The sequence below is a fragment of the Arthrobacter sp. BB-1 genome, from assembly GCF_006151685.1.
In the GTDB taxonomy this organism is placed as follows: Bacteria; Actinomycetota; Actinomycetes; order Actinomycetales; family Micrococcaceae; genus Arthrobacter.
Genome location: NZ_VDEV01000026.1, coordinates 23352 through 49153, shown reverse-complemented (window position 1 = coordinate 49153; position 25802 = coordinate 23352). Strand labels below are relative to the sequence as shown.

Here is a 25802-nt window from a genome sequence, read left to right as displayed (position 1 = left end):
CGCTACCTGGTTGGGGGGAGGGGGAAGAATGGGTGCCATGGGAGCGATCACTGATGTGCCCGGGATCCGGGTTGGCCATGTGCAGAAATCCGACGACGGCTGGCTGACTGGCGTGACGGTGGTCCTGCCGCCGCCGGGTACCGTCGGTTCTGTGGACGTCCAGGGAGGCGGCCCCGCCACCCACGAGACGGACGCACTGGATCCCACCACCCTGGTCAGCGCCGTCGACGCCGTGGTCCTCACCGGCGGCAGCGCCTACGGCCTCGCTTCAGCCGGAGGCGCCCAGTGCTGGTGCGAGGAGAACGGCCGCGGGTTCGCTGTGCCGGGGGGAGTGGTGCCCATCGTCCCGGCCGCCGCGATCTTCGACCTCGGCCGGGGCGGCGACTTTAAAGCACGTCCGACGCCGGACATGGGCTACGCGGCCACCGCCGCCGCGGCTGCGGAGCAGGACGGGCACGACGTCGGACGCGGCAACGTTGGTGCCGGCACCGGGGCCCTCATCGGCAGGCGACAGTTCAAAGGCGGCGTTGGCACTGCCTCCATCGCGCTGGACAACGGCGTCATTGTCGGAGCCCTAGCCATCGTCAACGCGTTGGGACTCCCGTTTGGTTTCGAAAAGCCCGATCACCATGATGCAGACGCGCCGCTGAATACCACCCTTGTTGTCGTCGCCACCAACGCCGTCCTGGATGTGGCGGAATGCAAAAGAACGGCGTCGGCTTCGCATGCCGGGATCGCACGGGCGCTTAATCCCTCCCACACCCTGGCTGACGGTGACACTGTCTTCTGCCTCGCAACTGGTGCCGTGCACCTGGACCGCTCGGACGGACCTGCCCGGCAGGCTAGCCTCATCACGCTGCAGAGTGCGGCAGCCGACGTCGTACGCCTGGCCATACTCGACGGGGTGGCCAGTGCCCAAGCAGTGAGCACTCCGGCGGGGGATTATGGTGCGTACGGCGGCGAGATGCGCTAGCATGGCTGGATTTAACTTTCGCCGCAAAGTGGCGTAGTGTTGTTTGTTGGTTGTCTGGACTGCCACGCCCTTTTGGGTCTGGAGCCGGCAATCGATCCAACCAAAACGTTCGTGGCCATGCCCGGTGCAATCCGGCAGGGCTGCGGCAACAACAGTTAGCGGAGGGTATGGCCAAGAAGGACGGGGTCATTGAGATCGAAGGCGTTGTGACCGAGGCGCTGCCTAACGCGATGTTTCGCGTTGAGCTCACCAACAAGCACATCGTTCTGGCACACATCTCTGGAAAGATGCGTCAGCACTACATCCGAATCCTCCCAGAGGACCGCGTAGTGGTGGAGCTGAGCCCGTACGACCTCACCCGTGGTCGTATCGTCTACCGCTACAAGTAAATTGCTGGGCGGCTTCAGTGAATGCTGACTGCCGCTCCAGCTGACCAACTGTTACACGCAAAGGAATGCCATGAAGGTCAAGCCGAGCGTCAAGCAGATCTGCGAAAAGTGCAAAGTGATCCGCCGTAATGGCCGGGTCATGGTGATCTGCGAGAACCCGCGCCACAAGCAGCGCCAGGGCTAATTTCCCTTCACCGGGAAATCCTGGGTTGCTAACCCACGCAAGTAAATAAAGGCAGCACAAGCTGATCTGGAACATTGAGCTCGAAAGAGTCCGGACAGCTAACCCCCGGTCGGAGGCTGGGGCCGCACAGAACGTGCGGGTGTACTGCCTAGGACCTCCGGTTTATCAAGGAGTACTGCCACTATGGCTCGTCTCGCTGGCGTAGACATTCCCCGCGAAAAGCGGCTGGAAATTGCGCTTACTTACATCTACGGCGTGGGCAAGACCCGTGCACACGAAACCCTGGCTGCCACGGGCATCAGCGCTGACGTTCGCGTCAAGGACCTGACTGACGCCCAGCTGGTTGAGCTGCGTGACTACATTGAAGGCAACTACAAGGTTGAGGGTGACCTTCGCCGCGAAGTAGCAGCAGATATCCGCCGCAAGGTTGAAATCGGCAGCTACGAAGGCCTGCGCCACCGCAAGGGCCTGCCCGTACGCGGACAGCGTACGAAGACCAACGCACGTACCCGCAAGGGCCCGAAGCGTACCGTCGCCGGCAAGAAGAAGGCCCGTTAAAATCCCGGCCGGGATTTTTTACGGAGCATTCCCCAATAACTTTCTGTAGGAGAAAAAATGCCCCCGAAGACTCGTGGCGCGGTTCGCAAGCCGCGTAAGAAGGACAAGAAGAATATCGCGCTTGGCCAGGCGCACATCAAGAGCACTTTTAACAACACCATCGTTTCCATCACGGACCCGAGCGGCGCTGTTATCTCTTGGGCTTCCTCAGGTGAGGTTGGCTTCAAGGGCTCGCGTAAGTCCACCCCGTTCGCAGCCCAGATGGCTGCCGAAGCTGCTGCCAAGCGTGCGCAGGAGCACGGCATGCGCAAGGTAGACGTTTTCGTCAAGGGCCCGGGCTCCGGACGCGAGACCGCCATCCGTTCGCTCCAGGCCGCCGGCCTCGAGGTTGGCTCCATCCAGGACGTCACCCCCGCTGCGCACAACGGCTGCCGCCCGCCGAAGCGCCGCCGCGTCTAAGGCTTCCAGCGCCGCTTGAGCTTGCCCGGACCGTCGATGGTCCGGGCAAGCCCAGCGCGTTAAGTCTTCAGACCGAATTTCCACCACCTGTGTTGCGTCATATAGCGGATGCTCGCCGAAAGGAAACCTAAGTGCTCATTGCACAGCGCCCCACCCTCTCCGAAGAGGTAGTCTCCGAAAACCGTTCGCGTTTCATCATTGAACCGCTGGAACCGGGCTTCGGCTACACCCTCGGAAACTCCCTCCGCCGTACCCTGCTCTCCTCCATCCCCGGTGCTGCCGTAACCAGCATCCGGATCGATGGCGTGCTGCACGAGTTCACCACGGTTCCGGGTGTGAAGGAAGATGTCACTGAGATCATCCTGAACATCAAGAGCCTGTCGGTCTCCTCTGAGCACGACGAGCCGGTTGTCGCATACCTGCGCAAGCAGGGCCCCGGAGTCGTCACCGCCGCGGACATCGCTCCGCCGGCCGGCGTCGAATTCCACAACCCGGATCTGCACATCGCCACGCTGAACTCGAAGGGCAAGTTCGAACTCGAACTGACCATCGAGCGCGGCCGCGGCTACGTTTCGGCAGCTCAGAACAAGTCCGGCGACGCAGAGATCGGCCGTATCCCGGTCGACTCCATCTACTCGCCGGTGCTGAAGGTTACTTTCCGCGTGGAAGCAACCCGTGTTGAGCAGCGCACCGACTTCGACAAGCTGATTGTCGACGTCGAGACCAAGCAGGCCATCGCCCCGCGCGATGCTGTTGCTTCCGCAGGCACCACCCTGGTGGAGCTCTTCGGTCTGGCACGTGAGCTGAACACCGCAGCTGAAGGTATCGAGATCGGTCCGTCGCCCACCGACGCTGCCCTGGCAGCCGACATGGCACTGCCGATCGAGGATCTGGACCTTACCGTCCGTTCCTACAACTGCCTCAAGCGTGAGGGCATCCACACCGTGGGTGAACTCGTTGCCCGCTCCGAGGCTGACCTGATGGACATCCGCAACTTCGGTGCAAAGTCCATTGACGAGGTCAAGGCAAAGCTGGTTGAACTGGGCCTGTCCCTCAAGGACTCGCCTCCCGGTTTTGACCTCGCAGCACGCGCCGCAGCAATCGAAGAGGACGACGCCGCCTTCGGCGACGACGAACTCTAAACCAGACCTTGGCCGGCGGGCAGGGCACCACGGTGTGCAGCGCCCACGGCTTCCATTTGAGGAGAAACAATTATGCCTACCCCCACTAAGGGTCCGCGCCTCGGAGGCGGCCCGGCTCACGAGCGCCTCATGCTCGCGAACCTGGCAGCATCCCTGTTCGAGCACAAGCGGATCACCACCACGGTGACCAAGGCGAAGCGCCTGAAGCCGTACGCAGAGCGCCTGGTGACTTTCGCCAAGCGTGGCGACCTTGCTTCCCGCCGCCGCGTGCTCGGCCTGATCAGCAACAAGGGCGTCGTCCACGAGCTGTTCACCGACATTGCCCAGGCAGTGGAGAACCGCGACGGCGGCTACACCCGCATCACCAAGATCGGCAACCGCAAGGGCGACAACGCCCCCATGGCTGTCATCGAGCTGGTCCTCGAGCCCGTTTCCGCCAAGCAGGCCGTTGTAGCCGAGGCTACCCAGGCTGCTGCCAAGGCCGCTCCGGCTGCCGAGGAAGCACCCGAGGCTGAGGCTACCGAGGCTCCGGCTGAGGAAACCACCGAGGCTCCTGCCGCTGAAGAGGCTGCAACCGAAGAGGCTCCGGCCGCTGAGGAAGCTGCTGAAGAGCCCGCTGCCGAGGAGAAGGACGCGAAGTAATTCGCTGACTTCCTTCGCATAGACTTGAGTCTATGAACGACCAAAAACCCGCTGCCCCCGTTTTGGGGGGCGGCGGGTTTTTGCGTGTCCGGCTTGATGTGTCGTACGACGGCGGCCCGTTCAGCGGGTGGGCATTGCAGCCAGGGCTGCGGACGGTCCAGGGAGTCCTGGAAGAGGCCCTGCACCTGCTGGTCCGCCGGCCGATCCGGGTCACCGTCGCAGGCCGGACTGACGCCGGGGTGCACGCACGGGGCCAGGTTGTCCATCTCGACCTGACGGAAGCCGAGTGGCGGGGACTCCCGCGCGGGCACGAACTGGATCCCGCCGTCGCCATGCTGCGCAGGATCCGCGGCGCCCTCAGCCGCATCCTCGGGGATCTCACCGGGGCGGTGGAGGTGCACCGGATTTCACTGGCCCCGCCCGGCTTCGACGCACGGTTCTCGGCCCTCTGGCGCCGCTACAGCTACCGCATTGCGGACGGGCCCGCCCTGTGGGACCCGCTGGGCCGATACTCAACCCTGTGGCACAAGAACCTGCTGGACGTTGGCCTGCTGAACGAAGGTGCGTCCAAGCTCCTGGGCCTGCAGAACTTCCTGTCCTTCTGCAAGCCGCGCGAGGGCGCCACCACCATCCGGGAGCTGCAGCGCTTCGAGTTCACCCGCGCGGAGGACGGCGTCATTGTGGCCACCGTCCAGGCGGACGCGTTCTGCCACAACATGGTGCGTGCCCTGATCGGCTCCGCCCTGTATGTGGGCGAGGGCGTGGAAGAACCGGGCTGGCTGTACGAGCGGCTGCTGGCCCGGAAACGCGACGCGAAGTCCGTGCTGGCCGCGCCGCATCCGCTGGTGCTGGAGGAAGTGGCCTACCCGTCCGACGACGAGCTGCTGGCACGTGCCGAACTCACCAGGGCGCTGCGCGAGCACTAGTCCCCATCGATTGCTGCGTAGACGCCGTTTTGAGCTGCTATGAGGGCAGTTACGGAGCAATCGATTCCTAAAACGACGGCGGCGGGCCGTCCGCCGGGAGCGTCAGCGTGAACGTGCTGCCCTTTCCCTGACCGCTCTCGCAGGTGATGGTGCCGCCGTGGCCCTCCACGATCATCTTGGTGATGGACAGGCCCAGGCCAGCGCCGGAAATGGCCGCCTTCCGCGCAGATTCCGTCCGGAAGAAACGCTTGAAGACACTGGCAGTGTCCTCACTGCTCATGCCCATCCCCGTGTCGCTGACGCTGAGCCGGACCCAATCCTCACTGAAGCTGGCGCTGACGCTGACCGTGCCGCCGTCGGGAGAGTACTTGATGGCGTTGGAGACGAGGTTGTCCAGTGCCTGCCCAATCCGCAGCGGGTCCGCGTAGGCCCACAGCGGCGAGGGAACGTCAGCCCTGAGTTCGATGTGTGCCCGCTCTGCCTGGGCCTGCGCGGAGCCGAGGCTGGTTTCCACCAGGCTGGCCAGGTCTGTCCGCTTGGGGTGCACGTTCAGGGCAGCCGACGCCGACGCCGAGAGGTCCGCCACAAGGGCCATCAGCCGCTCCGCGTTCCGCTGGACCACCAGCAGGCGCCGGGCTGCCTGCGGCGGCAGTTCCGCGCCGACGTCGTCCAGGACAAGGTCGATGTTGCCGATGATGGAATTCAGGGGCGTCTTGAACTCGTGGGAGACGTTTGTGACGAGTTCCTGGTTGGCCGCCAGGGCCTCCACCCAGCCGGTGACATCGCTGTACACCACCACTGCGCCGTTGAAGCTGCCGTCCTCCTTGACCAGGGGCCGCGCGGCCGTGGATACGGCGCGCTGCTCTGCACCTTCACCGGCCCACACCAGGTAGTCGGCGAAGGACTCGCCCGCGATCGCCCGGCTGATGGGGCGTTTCTCCGGCGGCAGCAGGGTCCGCCTGTCCTGGCCGAAGATCAGCTGGTGTCCCTGCCCCGGCACGGCATCGTCGGCACCGGTGGCCCGGCGGAAGTTCCGCTGCCTGTCGTTGGAGACGAGGAAGTGGCCGGAACGGTCGACGGCGGCAATTCCTACGTCAGTTGCGTCCAGCACCGTCTGGAGCAGCTTTTCCCGTTCCCGGCTCTCGCGCAGCAGCTTCCTGAGCTCCCTGTCCTTCTCAGCGAGTTCACGCTGCTGGACGCGGACGTGGATACTGGCGAACCGGATGGCGAGGGACACGGCGAGCATCATGAGGGGGAAGAGGACCACCGTGGTGACGTCCGAGGCGGTCACGTTGGGGAAACGTCCGGCCACAGTGGGGACCATGATGAACAGTGGGCCAACAAAGCTGAGTACCAGGCTGGTGCGTGTGAGCATTCCTGAGGCGGAAAGCCAGATCACCGGAAAGACCACCAGGACAGCGAGCCCAGGCAGGAGCGGTGCGGCGCCGTTGCGCAGGAACCCGATGGCCGCGAAGTCCAGGACGGGGACAAACAGATAGGACCGGTGGCCCAGGCGTTCCCACGGCACCAGGAAGCAGCCCAGGAAGAGGATGCCGTGCAGGAGGATTCCGGCCATATAGAGGGGACTGTGCAGCAAAGTTGGCCAGGCGACGGGCGTGGCGGCCGCCAGGGCGGCAACGATCAAGGTGAGCGGAAGCTGGCACAGAACTACCTGGGCCCGGGGTCCGAGACCTCGGAAAAACCGTGCAGGTCCACGCTGGAACAGGTGCTCAGCCATGAGTGCGTTTCAAACCCCGCGGACCTGAATTGAGAGGCCGGGCGGCACGTGCGTTCGAATTCCTGCGGGTCACCCTTAGCACATCCTTTCGGCTCGTAATCCACATGTCTTGTCATGATAATTGACTTTCTGCAATGAATGGGGATGAGGATGTGATCAGCAGGGTGAACGAGTAGCGTATAAATGGTTGGAGCGGGTATGGCATTGGCGCTGGGCTGATGGGGGGCCATGTCCGCCTGGCATGGGGATATCAATGGACGAACTTGGTGTGGCTGTAGTAATTGAAGACGATGCCGACGTGCGCAACCTCCTTGAAGGAGTGTTGACGCAGGCAGGTTTTGAAGTACATACAGCGGCAGACGGACGGGCCGGTGTGGAAGTGGTCCGCAATAAGCAGGCAAATGTGGTGACGCTGGATATCGGGCTTCCGGATATCGACGGTTTTGAAGTACTGCGGCGGATCCGACATTTCAGCAACGCCTACGTGGTGATGCTGACCGGCAGGACAGAGGAGCCGGACCTGCTGTCCGCACTCAATGCAGGTGCGGACGACTACATCGCCAAGCCTTTCCGGCCCAGGGAACTGCGCGCCCGCGTTGCCGCCATGATGCGCAGGCCGCGGCATGAAGTCGGCGGGCAGAAGCCGGACGTGCCCGCGGGGGGAGCGCCTGCCGCTCCAGCCGCCGCAGCGCGAACCCATGACGCCGCCGTCCTGCACCACAACGGACTGACGCTGAACCACCGCACGCGAACGGTGGAGATCAAAGGCGAGCCGCTTGGGCTCACACGCAGTGAGTTCGATCTGCTCCACGTGCTGCTGCGCGGCGGCGGCGCAGTGTGCACCCGGGCGGACCTGGTCCGGGCTGTGCGGGGCGAGTTCTATGACCACGACACGTACATCAGCGAGGCGGACGAACGCGCCGTCGAAGTCCACGTGGGAAACCTGCGGCGCAAGCTCAAGGAGGACCAGGTATCCCCGCGCTGGCTGCAGACAGTCCGCGGCGTGGGCTACCGGCTGGCTCCCGCAAGGCCGCCGGAAAGGTAAGCAGGATTCAGTCGTTTTCCAGGATGTAGTTGGCCTGGAGCTCGGACACCGTCTGCCCGCCGTCCTCGGCCACCCGCACCATCAGCACCTGGCCCTGGCCGAAGTCACCCATCCGGATGACCGCTTCCAGCAGTTCCGCAAGTTTGGCCAGCCGGAGCCCGCCCACCATGGCTGACGTGATCTTCAGGCTGATCACGGCATCCAGGGCTGAGGCCCGGTCCTGGCTGGCAACGGCTGCTGCCAGCCGGGCGTAGCGCTGGTCCCACATGGCAGCGTAGTCGCGGGCGAATCGCTGGGCCAGGCCGGAGCCGGCGAGCTCGTCCTCGAGCTCTTCGAGGACGGCTGCGTCAACGAGCGGCAAGAGTCCGGCCGCTTCCTGTGAGAGTGGGGTTCCTGCGGCTGAAGCGACCCCGGACGGCAGGGAGCCCGCAGCGGCGGCCTCGCTGCCGGAACCGGGATCTTGACTGTGCATTGTTCAAGGCTACTTCCTGTAATTCTTCCGTTGTCCTATTTCGGGTGATCCTGTGGAAACCTTGAGGGGATCCTTGAGCCGGAGGCCGTGGCGCCCTATTGTCCGCTCAATGTCACCACGGTGTTGATAACGGCCGGCCCAAGAATGGCGATGAACAGGACCGGGAAAATGAAGAAGAGCAGTGGAAACAGGATCATCACGGGAAGCTTCATCGCCTTTTCTTCCGCACGCTGCCGCCGCTTCATGCGCATCACCTTGGCTTGGACGCGGAGGACCCGGCTGATGGCGATGCCGTAGGTGTCCGCTTGGACTATGGCCTGTACAAAGCTGCGCAGCTCAGGGATACTGGTCCGTTCGGCCAGCGCCAAGTAGGCTTCCCTGCGGCTGCGGCCCACCTGCATGTCCTGCAAGGTGCGCACCAGCTCCTCTGCCAGAGGGCCCTTGCCGTTCTCTCCCGCCCGTGCCATGGCGCCCTCAAAACCCAGGCCGGCTTCCACGGAAATTAGCATCTGGTCGAGGGTGTTCGCGAGTTCCAGCTGGATGACCTTCTGCCGTTCCTTTCCCTTGCTATACAACAGGAGGTCAGGAATGAAATAACCAAGGAACAGGACGAAAAGTCCTGCAAGTTTCATAAGCGGTGTGGTTCCCACGGCCGTCATGTAGAGCCCCACCACGACTCCCGTGACGCCGAGCGCCAGCTTGGTGCCCAACACTTTGCCCAGAGGCATGGAAAGGGGGCGCCCGGCAAGCGAAAGTAAACGGTCCAGGAACGCGACGTAGCCTGGGGGAGTTAGGCGGCGACCGATTGTTTCGAGCAGGCTTCGCTTGGCAGCTGGCGCCATGCTGACCGAAGCGGCTCCCCTTGCCAGCAGTTCACCAACCGCAACCTGGCCCTGCTTATCGATTGTGAGGACAGACCAGGCTAGCCCGGCCACGGGAACGCAGACCAGGATGACCGAGACGAGAATGATTAGGTTCATGCTTCACTCAGAACTTCAGGTCGATGATCTTGCGCATCCACAACGCGCCGATAGTCATGAGGACGAAGGAGACCCCGATCATCGCCCAGCCTAAAGGATGGGCGAACATGGAGTTCATGTAGGTCGGGCTCATGGCCACGAGCATGGCTACAATGCCGAAGGGCATGGCGATCAGGATGTAGGCGGAGAACTTGCCCTCTGCTGCCAGGGCCTTGATATGGCCTTTGATTTCGGCGCGTTCACGGATTGTTTCGCCGGTTTGGTCGAGGACGTCGGCCAAGTTGCCGCCCACCTCCCGATTGATCTGGATGGCTTGCGAGATCCACACAAAGTCCTCGTTCTTCATCCGTTCAGCGGTGTCGTTGAGGGCGGCCAGCAAGTCGCGCCCCAGGCTAGTCTCCGTGATGACCCGCCGCATCTCCTCCGAGGTAGGTTTCTGTGATTCCGAAGCCGCTGCATCGATGGCGCGCAGGATGCTGTGGCCGGCCCGCAGACCGCCGGAGAGCAGTTGCAGGGTGTCGCCCAACTGACTATCGAAGGCGGCGCGGCGTTTTCCAGCAAGGAATCCCAAGACGATTCTTCCAACAACCGGCGCCAGCAGCGCAAGCAGTAACCCGAGCAAAGGCCCGATAATAACAAGGCCTACCAGCATGCCCACGCACGCGCCGATTCCCACTAGGAGGAAGAACTCGGCCTGGCTCAGGCGAAGTCCGGCATTTTCCAGTTCCGCGCGGGAGAACATCTTGACCTCCCGCCCGGCCAGGAGCCGCTCAAAGGCCCTGATAGCAGACCCCGCTAGCCGGGACAGGGAGGACGGAGGTTCCGATTCAAAAGGACGACGGCGGTCCAGCGGCACCTCAGGCGTGCTTGGCAGGAGCATGGTTGCCCCGAGCAGTACCACGGCGACAAGCAGGATGGTTGAGCCAACAGCAAGGATCATGGCGTCGGTCACCTTCCGCCGGGGTTTTGCCCGGCCGGCGTTTGCGGCCCGGCGAAGACGCTGGGGGACACATGGATGCCCAGGTCCTCAAATCGGTCGATGAACCGGGGCCGGATTCCGGTGGCCACGGGTTTGCCGAGGAAACGGCCATGAGTATCCACTCCCGCCGAGTAGTCGAAGACGAAAGCATCCTGGAGGGTGACAATGTCTCCCTCCATTCCCTGGACTTCAGTGACATGGGTGATGCGCCGGGAGCCGTCCCGCAGCCGGGAGATCTGGACGATGAGGTTGACCGCGGAAGCAATTTGTTCGCGGATGGCCCGCAACGGGAGGTCCATGCCAGCCATCAGCACCAGCGTTTCGAGGCGCGCCACCGCGTCCCGGGGGGAGTTGGAGTGGACAGTTGAGAGTGAACCGTCATGGCCGGTGTTCATGGCCTGGAGCATGTCAAGCGATTCGCCGCCACGGACCTCGCCCACCACAATCCGGTCCGGGCGCATACGAAGGGAGTTCCGGAGTAGCTCGCGGATGGTCACCTCGCCCTTGCCTTCAGTATTCGGGGGGCGGCTTTCGAGCCTGACAACGTGCTCCTGTTGGATCTGGAGTTCCACGGCGTCCTCGATGGTGACGATGCGTTCGTCCGAAGGGAGGAAGGAGGACAGCACATTGAGGAGCGTGGTCTTGCCGGTGCCCGTGCCTCCGGAGACGATGATGTTGAGTTTTGCCTTCACACAGGCGTTCAGCAGTTCCGCCATTTCCGGAGTAAGGGTTCCGAAATTGATTAGGTTCTGGACGGTCAGCGGAGTTTTGCTGAATTTGCGGATGGTCAGTGAGGAACCCCCCACGGCCAGCGGCGGGATAACGGCGTTGACACGGGAGCCATCTTCAAGGCGCGCATCCACTAGGGGAGAGGACTCGTCGATCCGCCGGCCCACCTTGGACACGATCCGCTCAATGACCTTGCGCAAGTGCTCCTCAGAACTGAATCGGGACTCGGAGAGGGTCAGCTTGCCCTTGCGTTCAACGTAGATCTGGTCCATACGGTTGACCATGATTTCGCTGACGTCGGGATCATCGAGAAGGCGCTGAAGCGGGCCATAGCCCAGCACATCGTCAGCCACGTCGCGTACGAGGCGAGTGCGTTCCTCAGGCGACAGCGGAACCTGCTCGGCGTCGATGATGCGGGTCAGTTCCTCTTTGGCAGTGGTCCGGAGCTCCTGCTCGGTAACCGCAGCATCGTTAAAGCGTGCACCCATCCGTTCAAAAAGGGCGGTGGCGGCCCGGTGCTTCATGGCGGCGAAGACATCCACCGGCTGTGCCTTGGGCGCATTGGAGGCACCGCCGTCGGACGCTACCGTTATGGGAGCCTGCTGGGCAGGAAGGCGCCGGGCTTCGCTCTCCCTGGCCGGAGCCGGAACGGGGGCTGCCGGGCGTGGCTGTTCAAGCACGGCGACGTTGCCGCCGGCTGCCTGGTTACGGTCCTGGACTGCGATGATCCGCTCCGAGAGCTTCATCAGATAACCACCCTTCGGTGAAGCTTGCGCTGGGCCTGGGCACGCCACGCCGGGTTGAACCGCTCCACCAGTTGGCGGAGGCTCTTCACGGCGGGGTCCTTTTTGGATTCCTGGAGGACGGGGATGCCCCGGTTCGTAGAAAGGGCTACAGCGCGGGAACGGGGGATGCTGACATCCACAGGCGCGCCAATGGTGGACTCGACGTCCTGGACGTTGAGTCCGGCCTTGGCATCCGCCATGTTCAGGACCACATGCCGTGACTCCGGCATGATCTCCAGTTGGCGGAGCACCTCGAGTCCGGACCTGAGTCCGCGGAGGCTGGGGATGTCCATGGCGCTGACCCAGACGGCGTCGGTGCACTGCTCCATGGCGGCGAGGCCGATCTCCTGCATGCCCGGAGCCGTGTCCAGGACCACATACTGGAATTCGTGGGACAGCTGTTCCACGAGGCGGCTGACCTGTTCCGGAGTGATGTGATCCGCGTCCACGGGGTTTGGTGGTGCGCACAGGGCGTAGATCCCCGCCGGGTGCACCGTGAGGAAGGCCTTGAGGACCAGGGAGTCCTGGGTGGCTGCGGGGGTGACTGCGTCCGTGACGGTGTGCTCCGGGTTCAGGTACAGGCCGGAGGCGACGTCGCCGAATTGCAGGTCCAGGTCCACGATGACCACGCTCATGGGCGCGATCTGTCCCAGGCCGATGGCGATGTTGGTGGCGAGCGTGGTCTTACCGACGCCGCCCTTGGGGGAGAAGACGCCGATCACCAGGCCCTTGCCGCCGTTCTCCGTGGGCGGTGCCTCGTGGTTGCGGTGCCGGGTGGCGAAGGACTGGCAGGCACGTTCCAGGAGGACACGGATTTCCGCTGCGTCCGCCTGGGGGCTGAGGATGTCCCGGATGCCTGCGCGCATGGCGTGCAGGAGGAAAGACGGGTCCACGTCGCTGACGAGGACCAGGCTGAGGCCGGGGACTTGGACGTCGAAGACCTTGGCAAACCGCAGTGCCTCATCGTGGGGGACATCGGGTCCAATGATCAGGACTTCCGGCTGTTCCTGGTTAAGAAGGGCGAACAGTTCGGCCGGGCCAGCCGGGAGTATGTCCGAGGCGATGGTTTGGACGGACCCGCGGAGGCCGTGTGCGACGGCATCGCGCAGTTTCTGGTCAAATTCGGCGCTGGGCGAGAGCAGGACGAAGCGGCTCACTTGTAGACCACTTCCGTGCGTTCGATCCGCGCACCGTTGTCCTGGGCGTCGAGAGGTTCCTTGGTGAGCCAGAGGGTGCCGTTGATAGATGTGAAGATGATTTTGCCGGCGTCGACGTCGGTGACGGCGACGGTGATCATGAGGGAACCCTCGGGGAGGGTCGTGTCTTGGGAATTGGCCTCACCCTCGGCTGGCTTCTCTGTGCTTGCAGGCTGAGGCGCGCGTTGGACGGCGGTGACGAGTACCTTCCGCAGGGTCAGCTGGGTGGTGGCGTCGTCCGCCTTGGCCTTGTAGGCACCTTTCTCGAAGTTCAGGGCGATACCAACGTGGTCACCCACATTGATCCGGCCACCCACCACGCGTTTCGGTTCTACCTCGAAGGAGACTTCCTGCAGGCCGGCAGGCACCTCGACGGCGCCCTGGGCTTTGACATCGGCCGGGGCGACGAGCCGCTCGGCCAGGAGTTGTTCCCCGGGAACAAGGTCAACGGCGCTGACGGTGCCGGCTTTGTTATCCAGGTTGCTCAAGGCTGTATCGGATACTCCGGCGGCGGGAAGCTTCTCCAAGGCGAGGGAGGCAGTCATATCGTTTACTGGGGTGCCGGCGGGAATGGCAGTCTTCACCACCAGGACCTCCACTGGCTGGGTGGTGGCAATGGCGCGCTGGTCGGCGCCCTGGGCATAGAAAATGATGAGGAGGGCTCCCACGAGCGCCAGGGCGACCGCGGCGCTTCCTGCCACTAGGCGAGACTTCACTTATTGCTCCTGGTGAGGTGTAACTGGGTTTGGGTCACGGGGACATGCGGACGATCGTGGCCCCGTACTCGTCCACGGGTCCGAGCGTGTAGCCATCGGCGAGGGAAACGTACTTGACGAACTTGCCAATAATGCCACGGCACTCACCCGTGCAGGCCGTCGTGGAGGTGACGCCGGTCGTCGTCGAACTTTCGCTGCGGAACTCGTAGGGCAGACCGGCGCTTCCCGTGAACTTCCAGCCCGTGACCTCAAAGGCAGCGAAGGAAACCAATCCATAGATGGCGCCGTTACCTGTTCCGGTCACCTTGTTGAAGATCGGCAGGAGGACTGTGACCTTCCGGCCCGCGTTGATATCGTCAGCCCACTTCTGCAGGGTGGTACCGCAGTTGCCTGGGGCGTTGTTGCCTGGGTCGCTACCGCCTTCACTGACGGCTAGGTCAATGGTTCCACCGCACTTACCCTGGTCCTGCACCAGCCAGCCAAAGCCTCCTTCGACAGCCGCCCCGGACGGGCCGTAGTTGCAGTCGAGGTTGGAGTTCTTGCCGTGTTCCTGGAGTAGCTGGAGCGAGCCGCCGATGTGGTCTTTGACCTGGCAAACGGAGAAGGCGAGGGGAAATGCGGTACGGCCAGACTTGGGACTGCCCCAAACGGCTGATGCCCGCGCACCGACTTCCTTGGTTGGAATGCCGAGAACGTCCGCAAAGAACAGGGAGACGGAATTGTCTGTGCCCCCGATTTCCTTGGCAGACGTGGTAACGCTGACTTTCCTCGTCGTTTTGTCGAGGTCGATGGTGCGAACCTTGCTCATGCCGTCCAGTGCGTTCTCGTTGGCAAGGGTGCCGGCGAGTGACGACGTTGTCGAGCATTCCACTCCGTTTGCGTCCCGGGCGCATTTCTGTGCCGTGGCGACTGCGGAGGCGTCCGCACCATTTTGCAGCTGGGCGCGTTCTGAGTAGATCACTCCGACGTCGACAGCGATTGCCACGAAGCCGAGGAGGGCCACCATAAGGATGGCCACGATGACGCTGATAGCGCCGCGTTCGCTCGTGATGCCACGTTTCACCCCCCGCACAGCATGACCCCTTTGCCTGTCATCGTGAATGGACCGGCTATTCCGGTGATGGTGGCCAGGCTGTACTTGATGGTGAGGGTGACTTGGGCATTGGTGCTGCAGGCATCGGTGCTCAAGGTTATGTTCGAATCTGGGATCGATGTGCTGACGGACGCTGCTGCGTTCTTCGCGGCTGTCCGGGCGCCAGCAGGGTCATTGTTGATGGCCATAACCCGGACACCATCGCGGGCGGCGTTGGTGAGGGTGATTTGGGCGTTGTATGCCCGGCCGAATTCGATCGTGCCGAGAACCAGCAGCAGAAGTACCGGAAGAAGAATCGCGAACTCAACGGCGGCTGCCCCGCGTTCGGATGTTTCAGGCATTCTCTGCGTCTTTCTTCTCCAGCATCAGCTGCGTCTTACAAGGCATAAACAACGTTGTGCGGCGCAGGCTTGGGCTGCACCGCACAACGGGTAAGGCGCGTTTTTGTCGCCGCGCCACCGCATCGTGTTTGTGAGGAAAGACCAGGCGCCTAGATTGTGACGTTTACCTTGTCGAACATACCGTCGAGCGTTGTGCCCAGAAGCTGGACAGCGATGATGATGACGACGGCGATGAGGCCAACCATGATGCCGTATTCGACGGCGGTTGCGCCCTTTTCGTTGCTGAGACGGTTCTTGAGGTTGAAGCCGAGGGTCTGAAGGGTGGCGATAAGAGAAAGCATTCTGTACTCCTGAGCGAGACGGATGGCTGGCCCTGTACCAGCGCTAATACGAAGTTAGCAACGGGTTTACGGCCTCGGGCCGCATCTTGGGACATCCTGCGCAAAGGCTTTTCGCACTGTGCCTTTCCTGCGCTTTTCCAGCCTCTTTCTTGAGGAAAAGTGGGGCGGGGGCGTGGGCGACCATCGTAGGGAACGCAAACGGACCCCCTCGGTTCTGGGTGCCGAGGGGGTCCGGTCTTTGGGCGCCCCTTGGGCGCAGTTGGGGTTGCCTATGTGAAGGCTTCGACGATCTTGATGGCCGCCGGTCCGAGGAGAACGATGAAGAGCACAGGGAAAATGCACAGCAGGAGCGGGAAGAGTACCTTCACCGGCAACTTCATCGCTTTTTCTTCAGCCCTTTGGCGACGCTTGACACGGGCCTGTTTCGCCTGCGTTCGTAGAACCTTGGCGATGCCGATTCCGTACTTATCGGCCTGGACCACGGCGCGCACAAAGCTCCGCAGGTCTTGCACCGAGGAACGCTTGGCCAGCGCCTCGTACGCCTCCTGCCGCGGACGCCCGACTTGGATGTCCTGGAGCGTGCGCATAAGTTCCTGGGCAAGGGCCCCGCCGCCACTACCGCCGGCTCTGGCCATTGCAGCTTCGAAGCCAAGTCCAGCCTCCACAGAGATGAGCAACTGGTCCAGGGTGTTTGGCAGTTCAAGCTCAATTTCTTGTTGCCGTTTGACGCCCTTGTTGTAAATCAGCAGGTCAGGGAGGAAATAAAGGAAAGCCGACAAAAATAATCCCAGTGCGATGACCTGCGCTGACGGGGAACTGGCAAACATCAGCAGTCCCAGCGTTGCACCCGCCAGGGCTAGCAGCGGTTTTGCAATGATCAACCGGTCCAAAGGCAGGGAGGCTGGTCGCCCTGCGAGTGACAACCAACGGTCCAGCTTTGCCTCATAGCCTTTTGGAGTCAGTCGCTTTGACACGTCCAGGAGTGCAGGCGGACGTTGGATTGCCACTCCGCCGTCTTGTGTAAAGCCTTGAGCGAGATTGGTTTGTACGGCCAGTGCGGCTTTGCGGTCAGTAGTGGCCAGTGCCCAGACCAGATACGCCACTGGTAGTACCACCAGTGAGATGTAGAGCCACGCTATCGGTGTCATCGTGTCCCCCTAGAACTTGATCTTCACGACGCGGCTCATCCAGAAGCCGCCTACTGTGAACATGACTATGGCGCCGGCCAGCATCAGAAGGCCGAGTGGCTTCTCTACGAACACGTTGAGATACCCGGGATTGATGAAGGCCAGGATGAAAGCAACGCCCACTGGCATTGCCATCAAGACGTAAGCGGACATCTTTCCTTCAGCGCTCAGGGACCTGATCTGGCCCTTGATCTCACTGCGTTCACGTATGGTCCCGGCAACCTGTTCGAGTACTTCCGCCAGATCCCCGCCGACTTCGCGGTTGATCTGGATCGCCTGGGAGATCCAGCGGAAGTCCTCGCTGTCCATGCGGTTGGCAACGTCATCCAAGGCCAACCGGGCATCCTTGCCGATCCGTGTCTCGTTCACAATGCGAAGGAGTTCTTCTGAGGTCGGCGCGTCTGCCTCTTGAGCCGCAGCTTCAACCGATCGAAGAACACTATGACCAACCCTGAGCCCGCCAATGAGCATCTGTATGGTGTCTGTCAACTGCTCCTCGAACTTGGCCCGGCGCCTGTCCCTGAGAATGATGAGGACAACCTTGGCAAGAAAGGGTGTTGCTGCTCCCGCCACGAGCCCCAAAAGGGGGTGAGTCAGCAGCGCCGCAAATGCCGCTATCAAAAACGAGGCAAGAGCCACACCTACCGTAAAGTCCGCGGGTGCCATCTTGACGCCCGCGTTGTAAAGCACTTCGCGGTTATACGGCCCGCCCGATTCGCCAATGACATTCTCAACAGCGTTGACCGCTGTTTGTGAGACGCGGGCAACTGCTGACTTGTCTTGCTGGAGGCCGAGCCGCCTTCGTTCCAGTGGAACAGACCCGAACCGTGGTTTCAAGACGACGAAAACCACTAGCACTATGGCGGACAGGCAGAGCGTCACGGCAAGGACGAAAATCATTGGGGAGTCCATGGCTACCGCCTTCCTGCTGGTGCCACTCCCGCACCGAATACAGCTGGTGATACGGAAATGCCAAGTTCGGAGAAGCGGTCCAGGAAGCGGGGGCGTATGCCGGTGGCTACTGGCCTGCCTAGGAAGCGTCCCTGGGCATCCATGCCTGCCGAGTAGTCGAAGAGGAACGCATCCTGCAAGGTGACAATGTCGCCTTCCATTCCTTGGACCTCTGTCACATGGGTTACGCGGCGGCTACCGTCCCGGAGGCGGGTCACCTGGATGATGAGGTCGACGGCGGATGAAACCTGTTCGCGGATCGCCCTCAGTGGAAGGTCCATGCCGGCCATGAGTACCAAGGTCTCCAAGCGTGCGACGGCATCCCGGGGTGAGTTGGCGTGGACCGTGGACAATGAGCCGTCGTGGCCGGTGTTCATGGCCTGCAGCATGTCGAGGGACTCGCCGCTCCGAACTTCGCCCACAATGATGCGGTCCGGCCGCATGCGAAGGGAGTTGCGGACCAGTTCGCGGATGTTCACTGCACCCTTGCCTTCAATGTTAGGAGGGCGGCTCTCCAAGCGGACGACATGCTCCTGTTGGAGCTGCAACTCCACTGCATCTTCGATCGTGACGATGCGGTCGTCCGGAGGAATGAAGGAGGACAGCACATTGAGCAGGGTTGTCTTGCCGGTGCCTGTGCCTCCCGAAACGATGATGTTCAACCGCGCCCGCACACAAGCGCTCAACAGTTCTGCCATCTCGGGGGTCAGCGAACCCCAATCGATCAGGTTCTGCACGGTCAAAGGCACATGGCTGAATTTCCGGATCGTCAGTGATGGCCCATTGACTGCAAGCGGCGGGATAATCGCGTTGACCCTGGAACCGTCCTCCAGCCGAGCATCCACCAAGGGTGACGACTCATCTATCCTGCGGCCCACCTTGGACACGATCCGTTCGATAACAGTCCGAAGGTGGTCATCGGAGCTGAACCGTGCACCCGTGAGAGTCAGCCGACCGTGCCGCTCAATGTAGATCTGGTCAAATCGGTTGACCATAATTTCCGTGACTGAAGGATCCTCCAAGAGGCGCTGTAGCGGACCGTAGCCCATCACCTCATCTGCAATTTCACGAATCAGCCTGCGGCGTTCCTCGGGCGACAGGGGAACCTGTTCCTGGTCAATGACCGCGGACAACTCTTCGACAGCCGAAGCCCGGAGGGCCTCTTCAGTAGAAGCCGAGTCGCTGAACCGGGTTCCCATGCGTTCGAAGAGCGCTTGGGCTGCCCTTTGCTTGAGGCCGGCCAAAGCATCCACAGCGGGTGATGCTCCGGCGGCCACTGAAGCTGCTGCCGGAACTGACAGGAGCGCCGGGGGCGCGGATGGCGATGAGGCCAGAGCAGAGGCCGGCGGCTCGGCGGGAACTTCCGGGGTGGCCGGATTTAGCACTGGCCCGGCCGGCGTGCCACTGGACCGTGAAAGCCGATCTGAGAGTTTCATGAGACAACCACCCGTCTGTGTTGCTTGGTCTGTGCGGAGGCTAACCATTGGGGATCAAAGCGGTCCACGAGCTTTTTTAGCCCCTTGGACGCGGAGTCCCTGGCGTTGCTTTGCAGGATAGGTATGCCGCGATTAGTGGAATAGGGAAGGGTCCTCGAGCGCGGAATGACCGTATCCACGGGCACTCCAATGGTCGCTTCAACATCCTGAACTGAGATTCCGCTCTTACGGTCGGCGAAGTTCAGGACCGTGTGGCGGCCCTGGGGAAGCAGTTGGAGTTCCCGAAGCACCGCGAAGCATTTATGGAGTCCACGAATACTGGGCACGTCCATCCCGCAAACCCAGACCCCGTCCGTAGCCTGTTCCAGGGTTGCCAGGACATGTTCACCCAACCCAGGCGCGGTGTCCACAATCACATATTTGAATTCGCTTGCCAGTTGATTGATGAGCCGGCTGACGTGTTCGGCAGTAATGAAGTCAGATTCAGCAGGAGTTCTAGGTCCACAAAGTGCGTAAATGCCAGCTGGGTGGACGGTAAGAAAGGCCTTTAAGACCATGGAATCCTGGGAAGCTGCTCCATTGACTGCCTCGCTGATGGAGTGCTCCGGATCAAGCAGAAGGCCGGAAGCAACATCTCCGAATTGCAGGTCAAGGTCCACGAGCACGACGCTCATTGGCGCGACTTTGCCCAATCCGATGGCCAGGTTCGTGGCTACCGTTGTCTTACCCACGCCTCCCTTCGGTGACATAACCGCAATGACCCTGCCTCGGTCCTGGTTTCCCTCGGCCGCGGGAGCCATACCGCGGCGGCGGCTTGCCGATGCAAGGCAGGCTCGTTCAAGAAGAACGCGTAGTTCACTGACGCCTATCTCTGAAGTCACTACGTCGCGGATTCCCGAGTGCATGGCTCGCATCACCAGTTCAGGACTGGGCTCGGCAATTAGAAGAAGGCTGACCTCTGGATATTGGAGATCAAAGACCGTTGCCAGTTTGAGGGCTTCATCCGGTGCGACGCCCGGGCCCAGGATGAGCACTTCCGGCGGTGCCCCGCTGAGCAGTTTGAACACGTCGTCCGGCCCGCCTGCCAGCACTGTCGGGGATAAGGTCTGCAGCTCACCGTGGAGCGCGCCCGTGATGGCCTGCCGGATGCGGCCTTCGAAGTCGCGGACCGCGGTAATGGCTACGAAGCGACTCATTGGTACAGCCCTCCAAAGGTGGTCACAGGAGGATTAGTCTTTGTTGTTGTGTCGGTCTGCTTGGCAAGCCAAAGCTTGCCGAATTCCGCGCTGTATATCAGCTTTGAGGCATCGGCGTCGCTTCTGGCAAAAGTGATGAAGGCGGATCCCGTCGGCATTTCTACTGCGGGGTCGGACGAACCGGCGCCCGACGCGTTTTTCGCTTCGGACGGGGCCTTCTGCACTGCAGTCACCAGGACGTCGTAGAAGAGCAGGCCCGTTTGCTGGTCCGTTTTTTCGAAGGAGGTGTAGATGGTCACCTTGTCTCCCGCTTCAAGCCGGCCACCGAGGATGCGTTCAGGGGACAGCAGGAGCGTCACCTCTTCCAACCCGTCTGGCACAGGCACGGTGCCTGGCACCAATTCCCGGGGGTCGACCAGCCGGGCGGAGAGCAGCTGCTCGCCCGGCTCCAGGCTAACCGCCGTGACTTTACCCTCCTGCTGGTCGAGGGTGGCCAGGGCGCCCTCAGGCACCGCGGACTTAGGCACGGCCTCGGAACGGACCTTGCCGGCAAGATCTGATGAGGGAGTTCCGGCGGGAACTCGTTCAGCGACGACAAGGACGTTCACAGGTTCAAGACCTGCCTGTGCCCGGGCCGATGCGCCTTGTACATAAACAAAGAGGAGAACCGCTCCGATTACTGCCAGTAATAGCGCAGCCAAGCCTCCCAGTAGGCGTGATTTCACTTCGTTTGCTCCTTTGTGGACGTGGAATGTGGGATGCGTGGTGTTCCGTTCATTGGGTCAGGTGAACCTTTATGGCGCCGAAATTGGTGCCTCCGCCGGTGGTTAGGGCGCCCTCTTCCAAAGTCACGAAGCGGACGAAGTAGCCCTGGAGTCCACGGCAATTTCCGCTGCAGTCCGGAGCGAGGTCGTCATCGATTTCAAGTGAGCCGCCGAACTTATAGCCAGTCACCTGGAAGGCGGCGAAGCCCACCAATGTGTAGACGGTGTTCGAACCTCCATCCGTGGCAGAGTCGAAGAGCGGCACCAAGGCTGGTTGGTCCATGATGGTGGCCAGGATGGCGTCGCACTCTGCCGCGGTGGGGAAGTGATTTCCCGGTTGGCCCTCGACCGAGGAGTCGACGTCGAGATCTGCTGTACAGCCGTCTGTAGTTTCTAGCCACCCGAAACCGCCCGGCTGGTAGCCGTTTTGAGTTGCGCACCCCGGGTAGTCGGGAGTGTTCTCGTCGTATCGCAGGAGTATGTGGGTAGCTGTTGGGTCCCCGGTGAAGCTTCCCGTCGTGTCGAGCTCATGCAGCTGGCTCGGGGTCAGGTATCTGCGGAAAACACACTCACTGACTGTCCACGGCAGGGTTGATCCGGAATTCGGGGGGCCCCACGAAGCCTCCGCAACTGCTGTTATTCCGGTTGATTCGATGCCCAGGGCCCTGGCGAAAAAGAGGGAAAAACTGTCGCTCCCGGAGCTGGCCTCGCGGGCATTCGTTTCAACACGGATGGTGTTGGGATTGGGGCGCGTAACGGAGAATACCCCCGTGGAGTGGTCGTTGGCATTGGCATCAGCCAAGCGGTTGGCAGGGGCGCTCATGGCGGTGGTGCAGCTCAGTCCCTTGGCGCAGTCCCCAGCGATGGCAAGGGCTGTAGCGTCGGCCCCGTTCTGAATTTGCGCCTTCTCCGCGTACATCGCTCCGACGTCGACGGCCAGGGCAGCGAAGCCGAGCAGCGCCACCATGAGGACTGCCACCAGTATGGTGGCCGCTCCCCGCTGGGGCTCCTCTGCTGTAACGGAACGATCCTCTGCATGAGTTGCCCGCCGTGTCATCCGCCACATCTCATTACCCCCACTCCTGTCATGGACAGCGGAAAGATGCCGGGTGCTCCAAAGAAGCCGGCATCCAGAAAGCCTGTCAGTGAAGGCAGCGCCACCCTTGTCTGGACCTGGACGTTGGAACCAGATGCGCAACTGCTGGCATTGTCAGTTACGGATACAGGGAGCCCCGAAAGTGTGGGTGCCGCGGCAAGGGTGGCTCCCCGGACATCAAAACTAGGGTCGCCATGATGAATAGCCGCGTAACGTGCACCTTCTCGTGCTGCTTGAGTCAGGGACACCTGGATGTTTAAGACCCTGCCGAATTCGATAATCCCCAGAAGTATCAGCAGCAGTAGCGGGAGGACGATTGCCATCTCAACCGCAACCGCGCCTTTTTCCTTGCCTTTTGTCTTCATGACGTCTCCCAGGTGTCCCTTGAAAATTGGTTGATGTGGTAGCTGTGGCAGTGCCTGGTGGGACCACTGCCACAGCTGCGGCCGACCCTAGAGGGAGGCTGAGACTGAAGTGAACAGGCCAGCAATTTGAGGGCCGAGGACAATGACGGCCACCATAACCAGGACGGCGATGAAGGCGACCATGATCCCGTACTCGACCATGGTGGCGCCCTTCTCGTTCACCGCGAGGCGCGCCTTCGCGGTGTGAAGAACGGAACTGAGAGTGGCGATAAATGCGTTCATTTTTGTACTACTTCCTTCCGAGCGTTGGACAATGGATCCGATTGAATACAGGTCCTGAGCGGCAGCAGGGCGAGGACCTCAATGAGACCCTCGCCCGTCGCTGGCTGAAGCCTTAGAGCGAGGCCGATACCCGGGTGAACAGGCCGGCGATCTGCGGGCCGAGGACAATTACCGCCACCATAACCAGGACGGCGATGAAAGCGACCATGATGCCGTACTCCACCATCGTGGCTCCCTTTTCCGACTGGAAACGATCCTTGATGCCGGCGATGTAAGCAGTCATTGAGACCATGAGAGAAGTCATTGTAAATTCCTTTAATTCGGTGAAATGGACTGATTTGATTTCAACGAATTTCCAGCTGCCCCCATAATTCTTTAGCGGCTGGACTTCGCTAAGAAAAGATTGTCAGTGTGGGGGAAGGGCAACAATGCGTAGTTGTACTCGAATTTTTTGGCAGGTCCGGTATGGCCGTACTCAGAGGGAGGTTGCTGTACTCAGGTATCGGCCGTTTGTCAGATTCGACTACTTGGGCGACCCTGCGTTTGAAGAGGGCTGACCGGGCAATGCAGCCCGATCAGGATCAAATTACGAGAAGGGCAACGGCCGTAGTGGCAAGCAGCATGGAAGGACCGTGGGGCACCTCTGCCCCACTAATACGGCGGTTTCTGCTAGCGGCTACGGCGGAGACCAGGCCGTTGATAATGAAGCCTAGGAGACCGCCGTAGAGAAGTTGACTCCAACCTAGGTACCCCAGGTAAAGCCCGATGGGAGCAGCGAGCTTAACGTCGCCCATCCCGATGCCCGCCGGCGAAATTAGGGCCAGAATCAGGTACGCGGCGAACAGGATTACGCAGCCAGCGAGTGCTCGCGCCAAATCAGCAGCCTGATTATTGAAGAACGCCGGCAGCAGCAGCAAGAGACCGCCAATAAGAAGTGTTAAGACGAGGGGGTTGGGCAGCAGGTGCCGGGCTATGTCAATTCGCCCCAGCTGCGTACCCATAACCGCCAGGAATAGAAAAGCAGGCAGGCTCAGGGTAATTCCGAAGCGAAGGGAAAAGGCTGCACACGCTGCGAAGGTAATTGCCGCCGTCGTGATTTGAACAGAGATGCTGGGGCGGACACCTGCCCTGGGCAGGAAGCGGGCAATGGCAACCTCCGCGGCAGGGGAGAGGATGCCGCCCAGGACGGCGGCTCCGACGACGAAAAGCCACCCAGCAGACCCATCGTTGACCCAAGAATTCACTGTTTCCCCCTGTGAACGTCGATCCGGCTCGGCGCGCACCAGCGTCCGGCTACCCCATTTTGACCCTGAACCCCTTAACGCGCTAATCTTGGTAGTCGTTGTGCGTGTCCTATTCCGATGGTGCGTGCCCGCTTGAGAATCCGGTTGCAGGATGACTACTCAACGTGCACATTCGGAAGCAAAGGATGACTGGTTACATAGAGCCCTCACCTCTGTTCCGGTAGCGCGCAGATAGTAGGTGCACGAGCTAGTGACACCTAAACAAGAACGCCAGAACAAGAACGAGGCAAACACCGTGCGTACGTACACCCCGAAGCCCGGCGATATCAACCGCCAGTGGCACGTCATTGACGCCACAGACGTTGTCCTTGGTCGTCTCGCGAGCCAGACCGCAATCCTGCTGCGCGGCAAGCACAAGGCCACCTTTGCGTCCCACATGGACATGGGCGACTTCGTCATCATCATCAACGCTGAAAAGGTCGCCCTGACCGGCGCCAAGCTGGAGCAGAAGCGCGCATACCGCCACTCCGGCTACCCGGGCGGCCTGACCTCCGTCAACTACGCGGAGCTCCTGGAGTCCAACCCGGTCCGCGCCGTGGAGAAGGCCATCAAGGGCATGCTCCCCAAAAACTCCCTCGCTGCCCAGCAGCTCGGCAAGCTGAAGGTGTACCGCGGTGCTGAGCACCCGCACGCCGCCCAGCAGCCCAAGACTTTCGAAATCACCCAGGTCGCCCAGTAGTCCTGGCCACCAAACAACTTATCTATACAAGGAGAATCGTGGCTCAGAACGAAGAGACCACCGAAGCCGTTGAGGCTGAGGAAACCCTGACCAGCTACACCTCTGAAAGCTCAGCTGCCGACGCCGCTGCGCCGAAGAAGGAGCGCCCGGCCCTGACCGTCGCCGGTGCAGCTGTTGGCCGCCGCAAGGAAGCTGTTGCACGCGTCCGCGTTGTCCCCGGCTCCGGCAAGTGGACCATCAACGGCCGTGCGCTGGACAACTACTTCCCGAACAAGCTGCACCAGCAGGACGTCAACGAGCCCTTCAAGATCCTTGATCTCGAAGGCGCCTATGACGTCATCGCCCGCATCCACGGCGGCGGCATCTCCGGCCAGGCCGGCGCACTGCGCCTCGGCATCGCCCGTTCCCTGAACGAGATCGACGTCGAGAACAACCGCGCCACCCTGAAGAAGGCCGGATACCTCTCCCGTGACGCCCGAGTCATCGAGCGTAAGAAGGCCGGTCTCAAGAAGGCCCGCAAGGCCCAGCAGTACTCCAAGCGTTAAATCCGCTTGCACAGAAGCCCGTCCCGCCTTTCGGCGGGGCGGGTTTTTGTTGTCGCACCATTCGGTAGGAAAGCCGCGGCGAAGGTGGAAGCCAGGCAGTCTTTTCAGTGGGGCAGAGCTGGGCGTGTGTGGCGCCCTCTTTACGGCTCCGCTTCGCTAGTTCAGGATGACAAAATCTTCCTGAGTCGCCTCAAGATCGTCGGTGATGTTGGCCCAGCGCCAAAGAATCCTGATGCAGATTCAGGGGCCGGAATCGCTGAGGTTGGCTGTCCATCCGGCAGGGCGGGGGACGGTGAGGCGTTCCCATTC

At 61.7% G+C, this 25802-nt stretch carries 31 protein-coding genes; 11 read left to right on the top strand and 20 right to left on the bottom strand.

The annotated features are described in order from the left end of the window. Positions 1-37: 37 nt before the first annotated feature. The 8 genes from FHJ30_RS14310 to FHJ30_RS14275 all read left to right on the top strand — a co-directional run bounded on the left by FHJ30_RS14310 (position 38) and on the right by FHJ30_RS14275 (position 5273). Positions 38-973, top strand: coding sequence for a P1 family peptidase (locus FHJ30_RS14310; protein WP_139029934.1), 936 nt, complete (start codon positions 38-40; stop codon positions 971-973). 167 nt (positions 974-1140) lie between these two features. Further along, positions 1141-1362: a translation initiation factor IF-1 gene (gene infA, locus FHJ30_RS14305; protein ID WP_009358723.1), complete on the top strand. Its 222-nt coding sequence runs from the start codon at positions 1141-1143 to the stop codon at positions 1360-1362. Positions 1363-1432: 70 nt separating this feature from the next. After that, on the top strand, positions 1433-1546 hold the full coding sequence (rpmJ, locus tag FHJ30_RS14300; RefSeq protein WP_009358722.1) for a 50S ribosomal protein L36: 114 nt from the start codon (positions 1433-1435) through the stop codon (positions 1544-1546). Positions 1547-1729: 183 nt separating this feature from the next. Continuing rightward, positions 1730-2104 carry a 30S ribosomal protein S13 gene (gene rpsM / locus FHJ30_RS14295; protein WP_003803743.1) on the top strand — a complete coding sequence of 125 codons (375 nt, stop codon included), beginning with the start codon at positions 1730-1732 and terminating at the stop codon, positions 2102-2104. Between the two features lie 57 nt (positions 2105-2161). After that, positions 2162-2563 (top strand): 30S ribosomal protein S11, encoded by a 402-nt coding sequence (gene rpsK / locus FHJ30_RS14290; protein ID WP_018760435.1) that lies wholly within the window; start codon positions 2162-2164, stop codon positions 2561-2563. A 131-nt stretch (positions 2564-2694) separates the two neighbouring features. Beyond that, complete coding sequence (locus tag FHJ30_RS14285) at positions 2695-3705, top strand: DNA-directed RNA polymerase subunit alpha (RefSeq protein ID WP_013601812.1); 1011 nt, start codon at positions 2695-2697, stop codon at positions 3703-3705. A 72-nt stretch (positions 3706-3777) separates the two neighbouring features. Beyond that, positions 3778-4347 carry a 50S ribosomal protein L17 gene (gene rplQ / locus FHJ30_RS14280; protein WP_139029933.1) on the top strand — a complete coding sequence of 190 codons (570 nt, stop codon included), beginning with the start codon at positions 3778-3780 and terminating at the stop codon, positions 4345-4347. A gap of 32 nt (positions 4348-4379) precedes the next feature. Beyond that, positions 4380-5273 carry a tRNA pseudouridine(38-40) synthase TruA gene (locus FHJ30_RS14275; protein WP_171059063.1) on the top strand — a complete coding sequence of 298 codons (894 nt, stop codon included), beginning with the start codon at positions 4380-4382 and terminating at the stop codon, positions 5271-5273. A gap of 67 nt (positions 5274-5340) precedes the next feature. Here FHJ30_RS14275 and FHJ30_RS14270 read toward each other — a convergent pair whose 3' ends face one another. Then, complete coding sequence (locus FHJ30_RS14270) at positions 5341-7011, bottom strand: cell wall metabolism sensor histidine kinase WalK (protein WP_139029932.1); 1671 nt, start codon at positions 7009-7011, stop codon at positions 5341-5343. 253 nt (positions 7012-7264) lie between these two features. Between FHJ30_RS14270 and FHJ30_RS14265 the strand changes: the two genes are divergently transcribed. Beyond that, the gene (locus FHJ30_RS14265) at positions 7265-8056 is read left to right on the top strand and encodes a response regulator transcription factor (protein ID WP_139029931.1); all 792 of its coding nucleotides are present in this window, start codon (positions 7265-7267) and stop codon (positions 8054-8056) included. A gap of 7 nt (positions 8057-8063) precedes the next feature. Here the strand turns inward: FHJ30_RS14265 and FHJ30_RS14260 are convergent, their stop codons facing one another. From FHJ30_RS14260 to FHJ30_RS14170, 19 genes are all read right to left on the bottom strand, one after another. Further along, on the bottom strand, positions 8064-8528 hold the full coding sequence (locus FHJ30_RS14260; RefSeq protein WP_171059060.1) for an Hpt domain-containing protein: 465 nt from the start codon (positions 8526-8528) through the stop codon (positions 8064-8066). Positions 8529-8623: 95 nt separating this feature from the next. Then, entirely contained in the window at positions 8624-9508 is an 885-nt protein-coding gene (locus tag FHJ30_RS14255; protein ID WP_139029930.1) for a type II secretion system F family protein, read from the bottom strand. Positions 9509-9515: 7 nt separating this feature from the next. Next, positions 9516-10448, bottom strand: a complete 933-nt coding sequence (locus tag FHJ30_RS14250; RefSeq protein ID WP_139029929.1) for a type II secretion system F family protein — start codon at positions 10446-10448, stop codon at positions 9516-9518. Positions 10449-10456: 8 nt separating this feature from the next. Next, complete coding sequence (locus tag FHJ30_RS14245) at positions 10457-11962, bottom strand: CpaF family protein (RefSeq protein ID WP_139029928.1); 1506 nt, start codon at positions 11960-11962, stop codon at positions 10457-10459. After that, on the bottom strand, positions 11962-13158 hold the full coding sequence (locus FHJ30_RS14240; RefSeq protein WP_139029927.1) for an AAA family ATPase: 1197 nt from the start codon (positions 13156-13158) through the stop codon (positions 11962-11964). Before FHJ30_RS14240 ends, FHJ30_RS14245 begins: the two co-directional genes overlap by 1 nt. Further along, positions 13155-13913, bottom strand: a complete 759-nt coding sequence (locus FHJ30_RS14235) for a Flp pilus assembly protein CpaB (RefSeq protein ID WP_171059058.1) — start codon at positions 13911-13913, stop codon at positions 13155-13157. The genes FHJ30_RS14240 and FHJ30_RS14235 overlap by 4 nt, the downstream gene beginning before the upstream one ends. A 34-nt stretch (positions 13914-13947) precedes the next feature. Beyond that, on the bottom strand, positions 13948-14985 hold the full coding sequence (locus FHJ30_RS14230) for a TadE/TadG family type IV pilus assembly protein (RefSeq protein WP_139029926.1): 1038 nt from the start codon (positions 14983-14985) through the stop codon (positions 13948-13950). Then, positions 14973-15347 (bottom strand): TadE family protein, encoded by a 375-nt coding sequence (locus FHJ30_RS14225; protein ID WP_139029925.1) that lies wholly within the window; start codon positions 15345-15347, stop codon positions 14973-14975. Before FHJ30_RS14225 ends, FHJ30_RS14230 begins: the two co-directional genes overlap by 13 nt. 149 nt (positions 15348-15496) lie before the next feature. Further along, positions 15497-15688 (bottom strand): Flp family type IVb pilin, encoded by a 192-nt coding sequence (locus FHJ30_RS14220; protein WP_104998616.1) that lies wholly within the window; start codon positions 15686-15688, stop codon positions 15497-15499. Between the two features lie 269 nt (positions 15689-15957). Then, positions 15958-16836, bottom strand: a complete 879-nt coding sequence (locus FHJ30_RS14215; RefSeq protein WP_139029924.1) for a type II secretion system F family protein — start codon at positions 16834-16836, stop codon at positions 15958-15960. A gap of 9 nt (positions 16837-16845) precedes the next feature. Beyond that, a complete protein-coding gene (locus tag FHJ30_RS14210; protein WP_171059056.1) occupies positions 16846-17787 on the bottom strand; it encodes a type II secretion system F family protein in 942 nt (313 codons plus the stop codon). A 2-nt stretch (positions 17788-17789) separates the two neighbouring features. Beyond that, complete coding sequence (locus FHJ30_RS14205) at positions 17790-19262, bottom strand: CpaF family protein (protein WP_139029923.1); 1473 nt, start codon at positions 19260-19262, stop codon at positions 17790-17792. Continuing rightward, complete coding sequence (locus tag FHJ30_RS14200; RefSeq protein ID WP_139029922.1) at positions 19259-20458, bottom strand: AAA family ATPase; 1200 nt, start codon at positions 20456-20458, stop codon at positions 19259-19261. Before FHJ30_RS14200 ends, FHJ30_RS14205 begins: the two co-directional genes overlap by 4 nt. Further along, on the bottom strand, positions 20455-21066 hold the full coding sequence (locus FHJ30_RS14195; protein WP_240793709.1) for a Flp pilus assembly protein CpaB: 612 nt from the start codon (positions 21064-21066) through the stop codon (positions 20455-20457). Before FHJ30_RS14195 ends, FHJ30_RS14200 begins: the two co-directional genes overlap by 4 nt. 166 nt (positions 21067-21232) lie before the next feature. Then, positions 21233-22279, bottom strand: coding sequence for a Tad domain-containing protein (locus FHJ30_RS14190; protein ID WP_240793708.1), 1047 nt, complete (start codon positions 22277-22279; stop codon positions 21233-21235). Then, the gene (locus FHJ30_RS14185) at positions 22276-22683 is read right to left on the bottom strand and encodes a TadE/TadG family type IV pilus assembly protein (RefSeq protein WP_139029919.1); all 408 of its coding nucleotides are present in this window, start codon (positions 22681-22683) and stop codon (positions 22276-22278) included. Before FHJ30_RS14185 ends, FHJ30_RS14190 begins: the two co-directional genes overlap by 4 nt. An 87-nt stretch (positions 22684-22770) precedes the next feature. Beyond that, positions 22771-22965, bottom strand: coding sequence for a Flp family type IVb pilin (locus FHJ30_RS14180; protein WP_139029918.1), 195 nt, complete (start codon positions 22963-22965; stop codon positions 22771-22773). A 112-nt stretch (positions 22966-23077) separates the two neighbouring features. Beyond that, positions 23078-23269, bottom strand: coding sequence for a Flp family type IVb pilin (locus tag FHJ30_RS14175; RefSeq protein WP_240793707.1), 192 nt, complete (start codon positions 23267-23269; stop codon positions 23078-23080). Positions 23270-23546: 277 nt separating this feature from the next. Next, a complete protein-coding gene (locus tag FHJ30_RS14170) occupies positions 23547-24209 on the bottom strand; it encodes a prepilin peptidase (RefSeq protein ID WP_139029917.1) in 663 nt (220 codons plus the stop codon). Positions 24210-24504: 295 nt separating this feature from the next. On the opposite strand from FHJ30_RS14170, the gene rplM reads away from it, so the two are divergent. Together rplM and rpsI are read left to right on the top strand one after the other, a co-directional pair. Further along, a complete protein-coding gene (gene rplM, locus FHJ30_RS14165; RefSeq protein WP_015937805.1) occupies positions 24505-24948 on the top strand; it encodes a 50S ribosomal protein L13 in 444 nt (147 codons plus the stop codon). A 38-nt stretch (positions 24949-24986) separates the two neighbouring features. Then, positions 24987-25493 (top strand): 30S ribosomal protein S9, encoded by a 507-nt coding sequence (rpsI, locus tag FHJ30_RS14160; RefSeq protein WP_050684362.1) that lies wholly within the window; start codon positions 24987-24989, stop codon positions 25491-25493. Positions 25494-25802 lie beyond the last annotated feature (309 nt).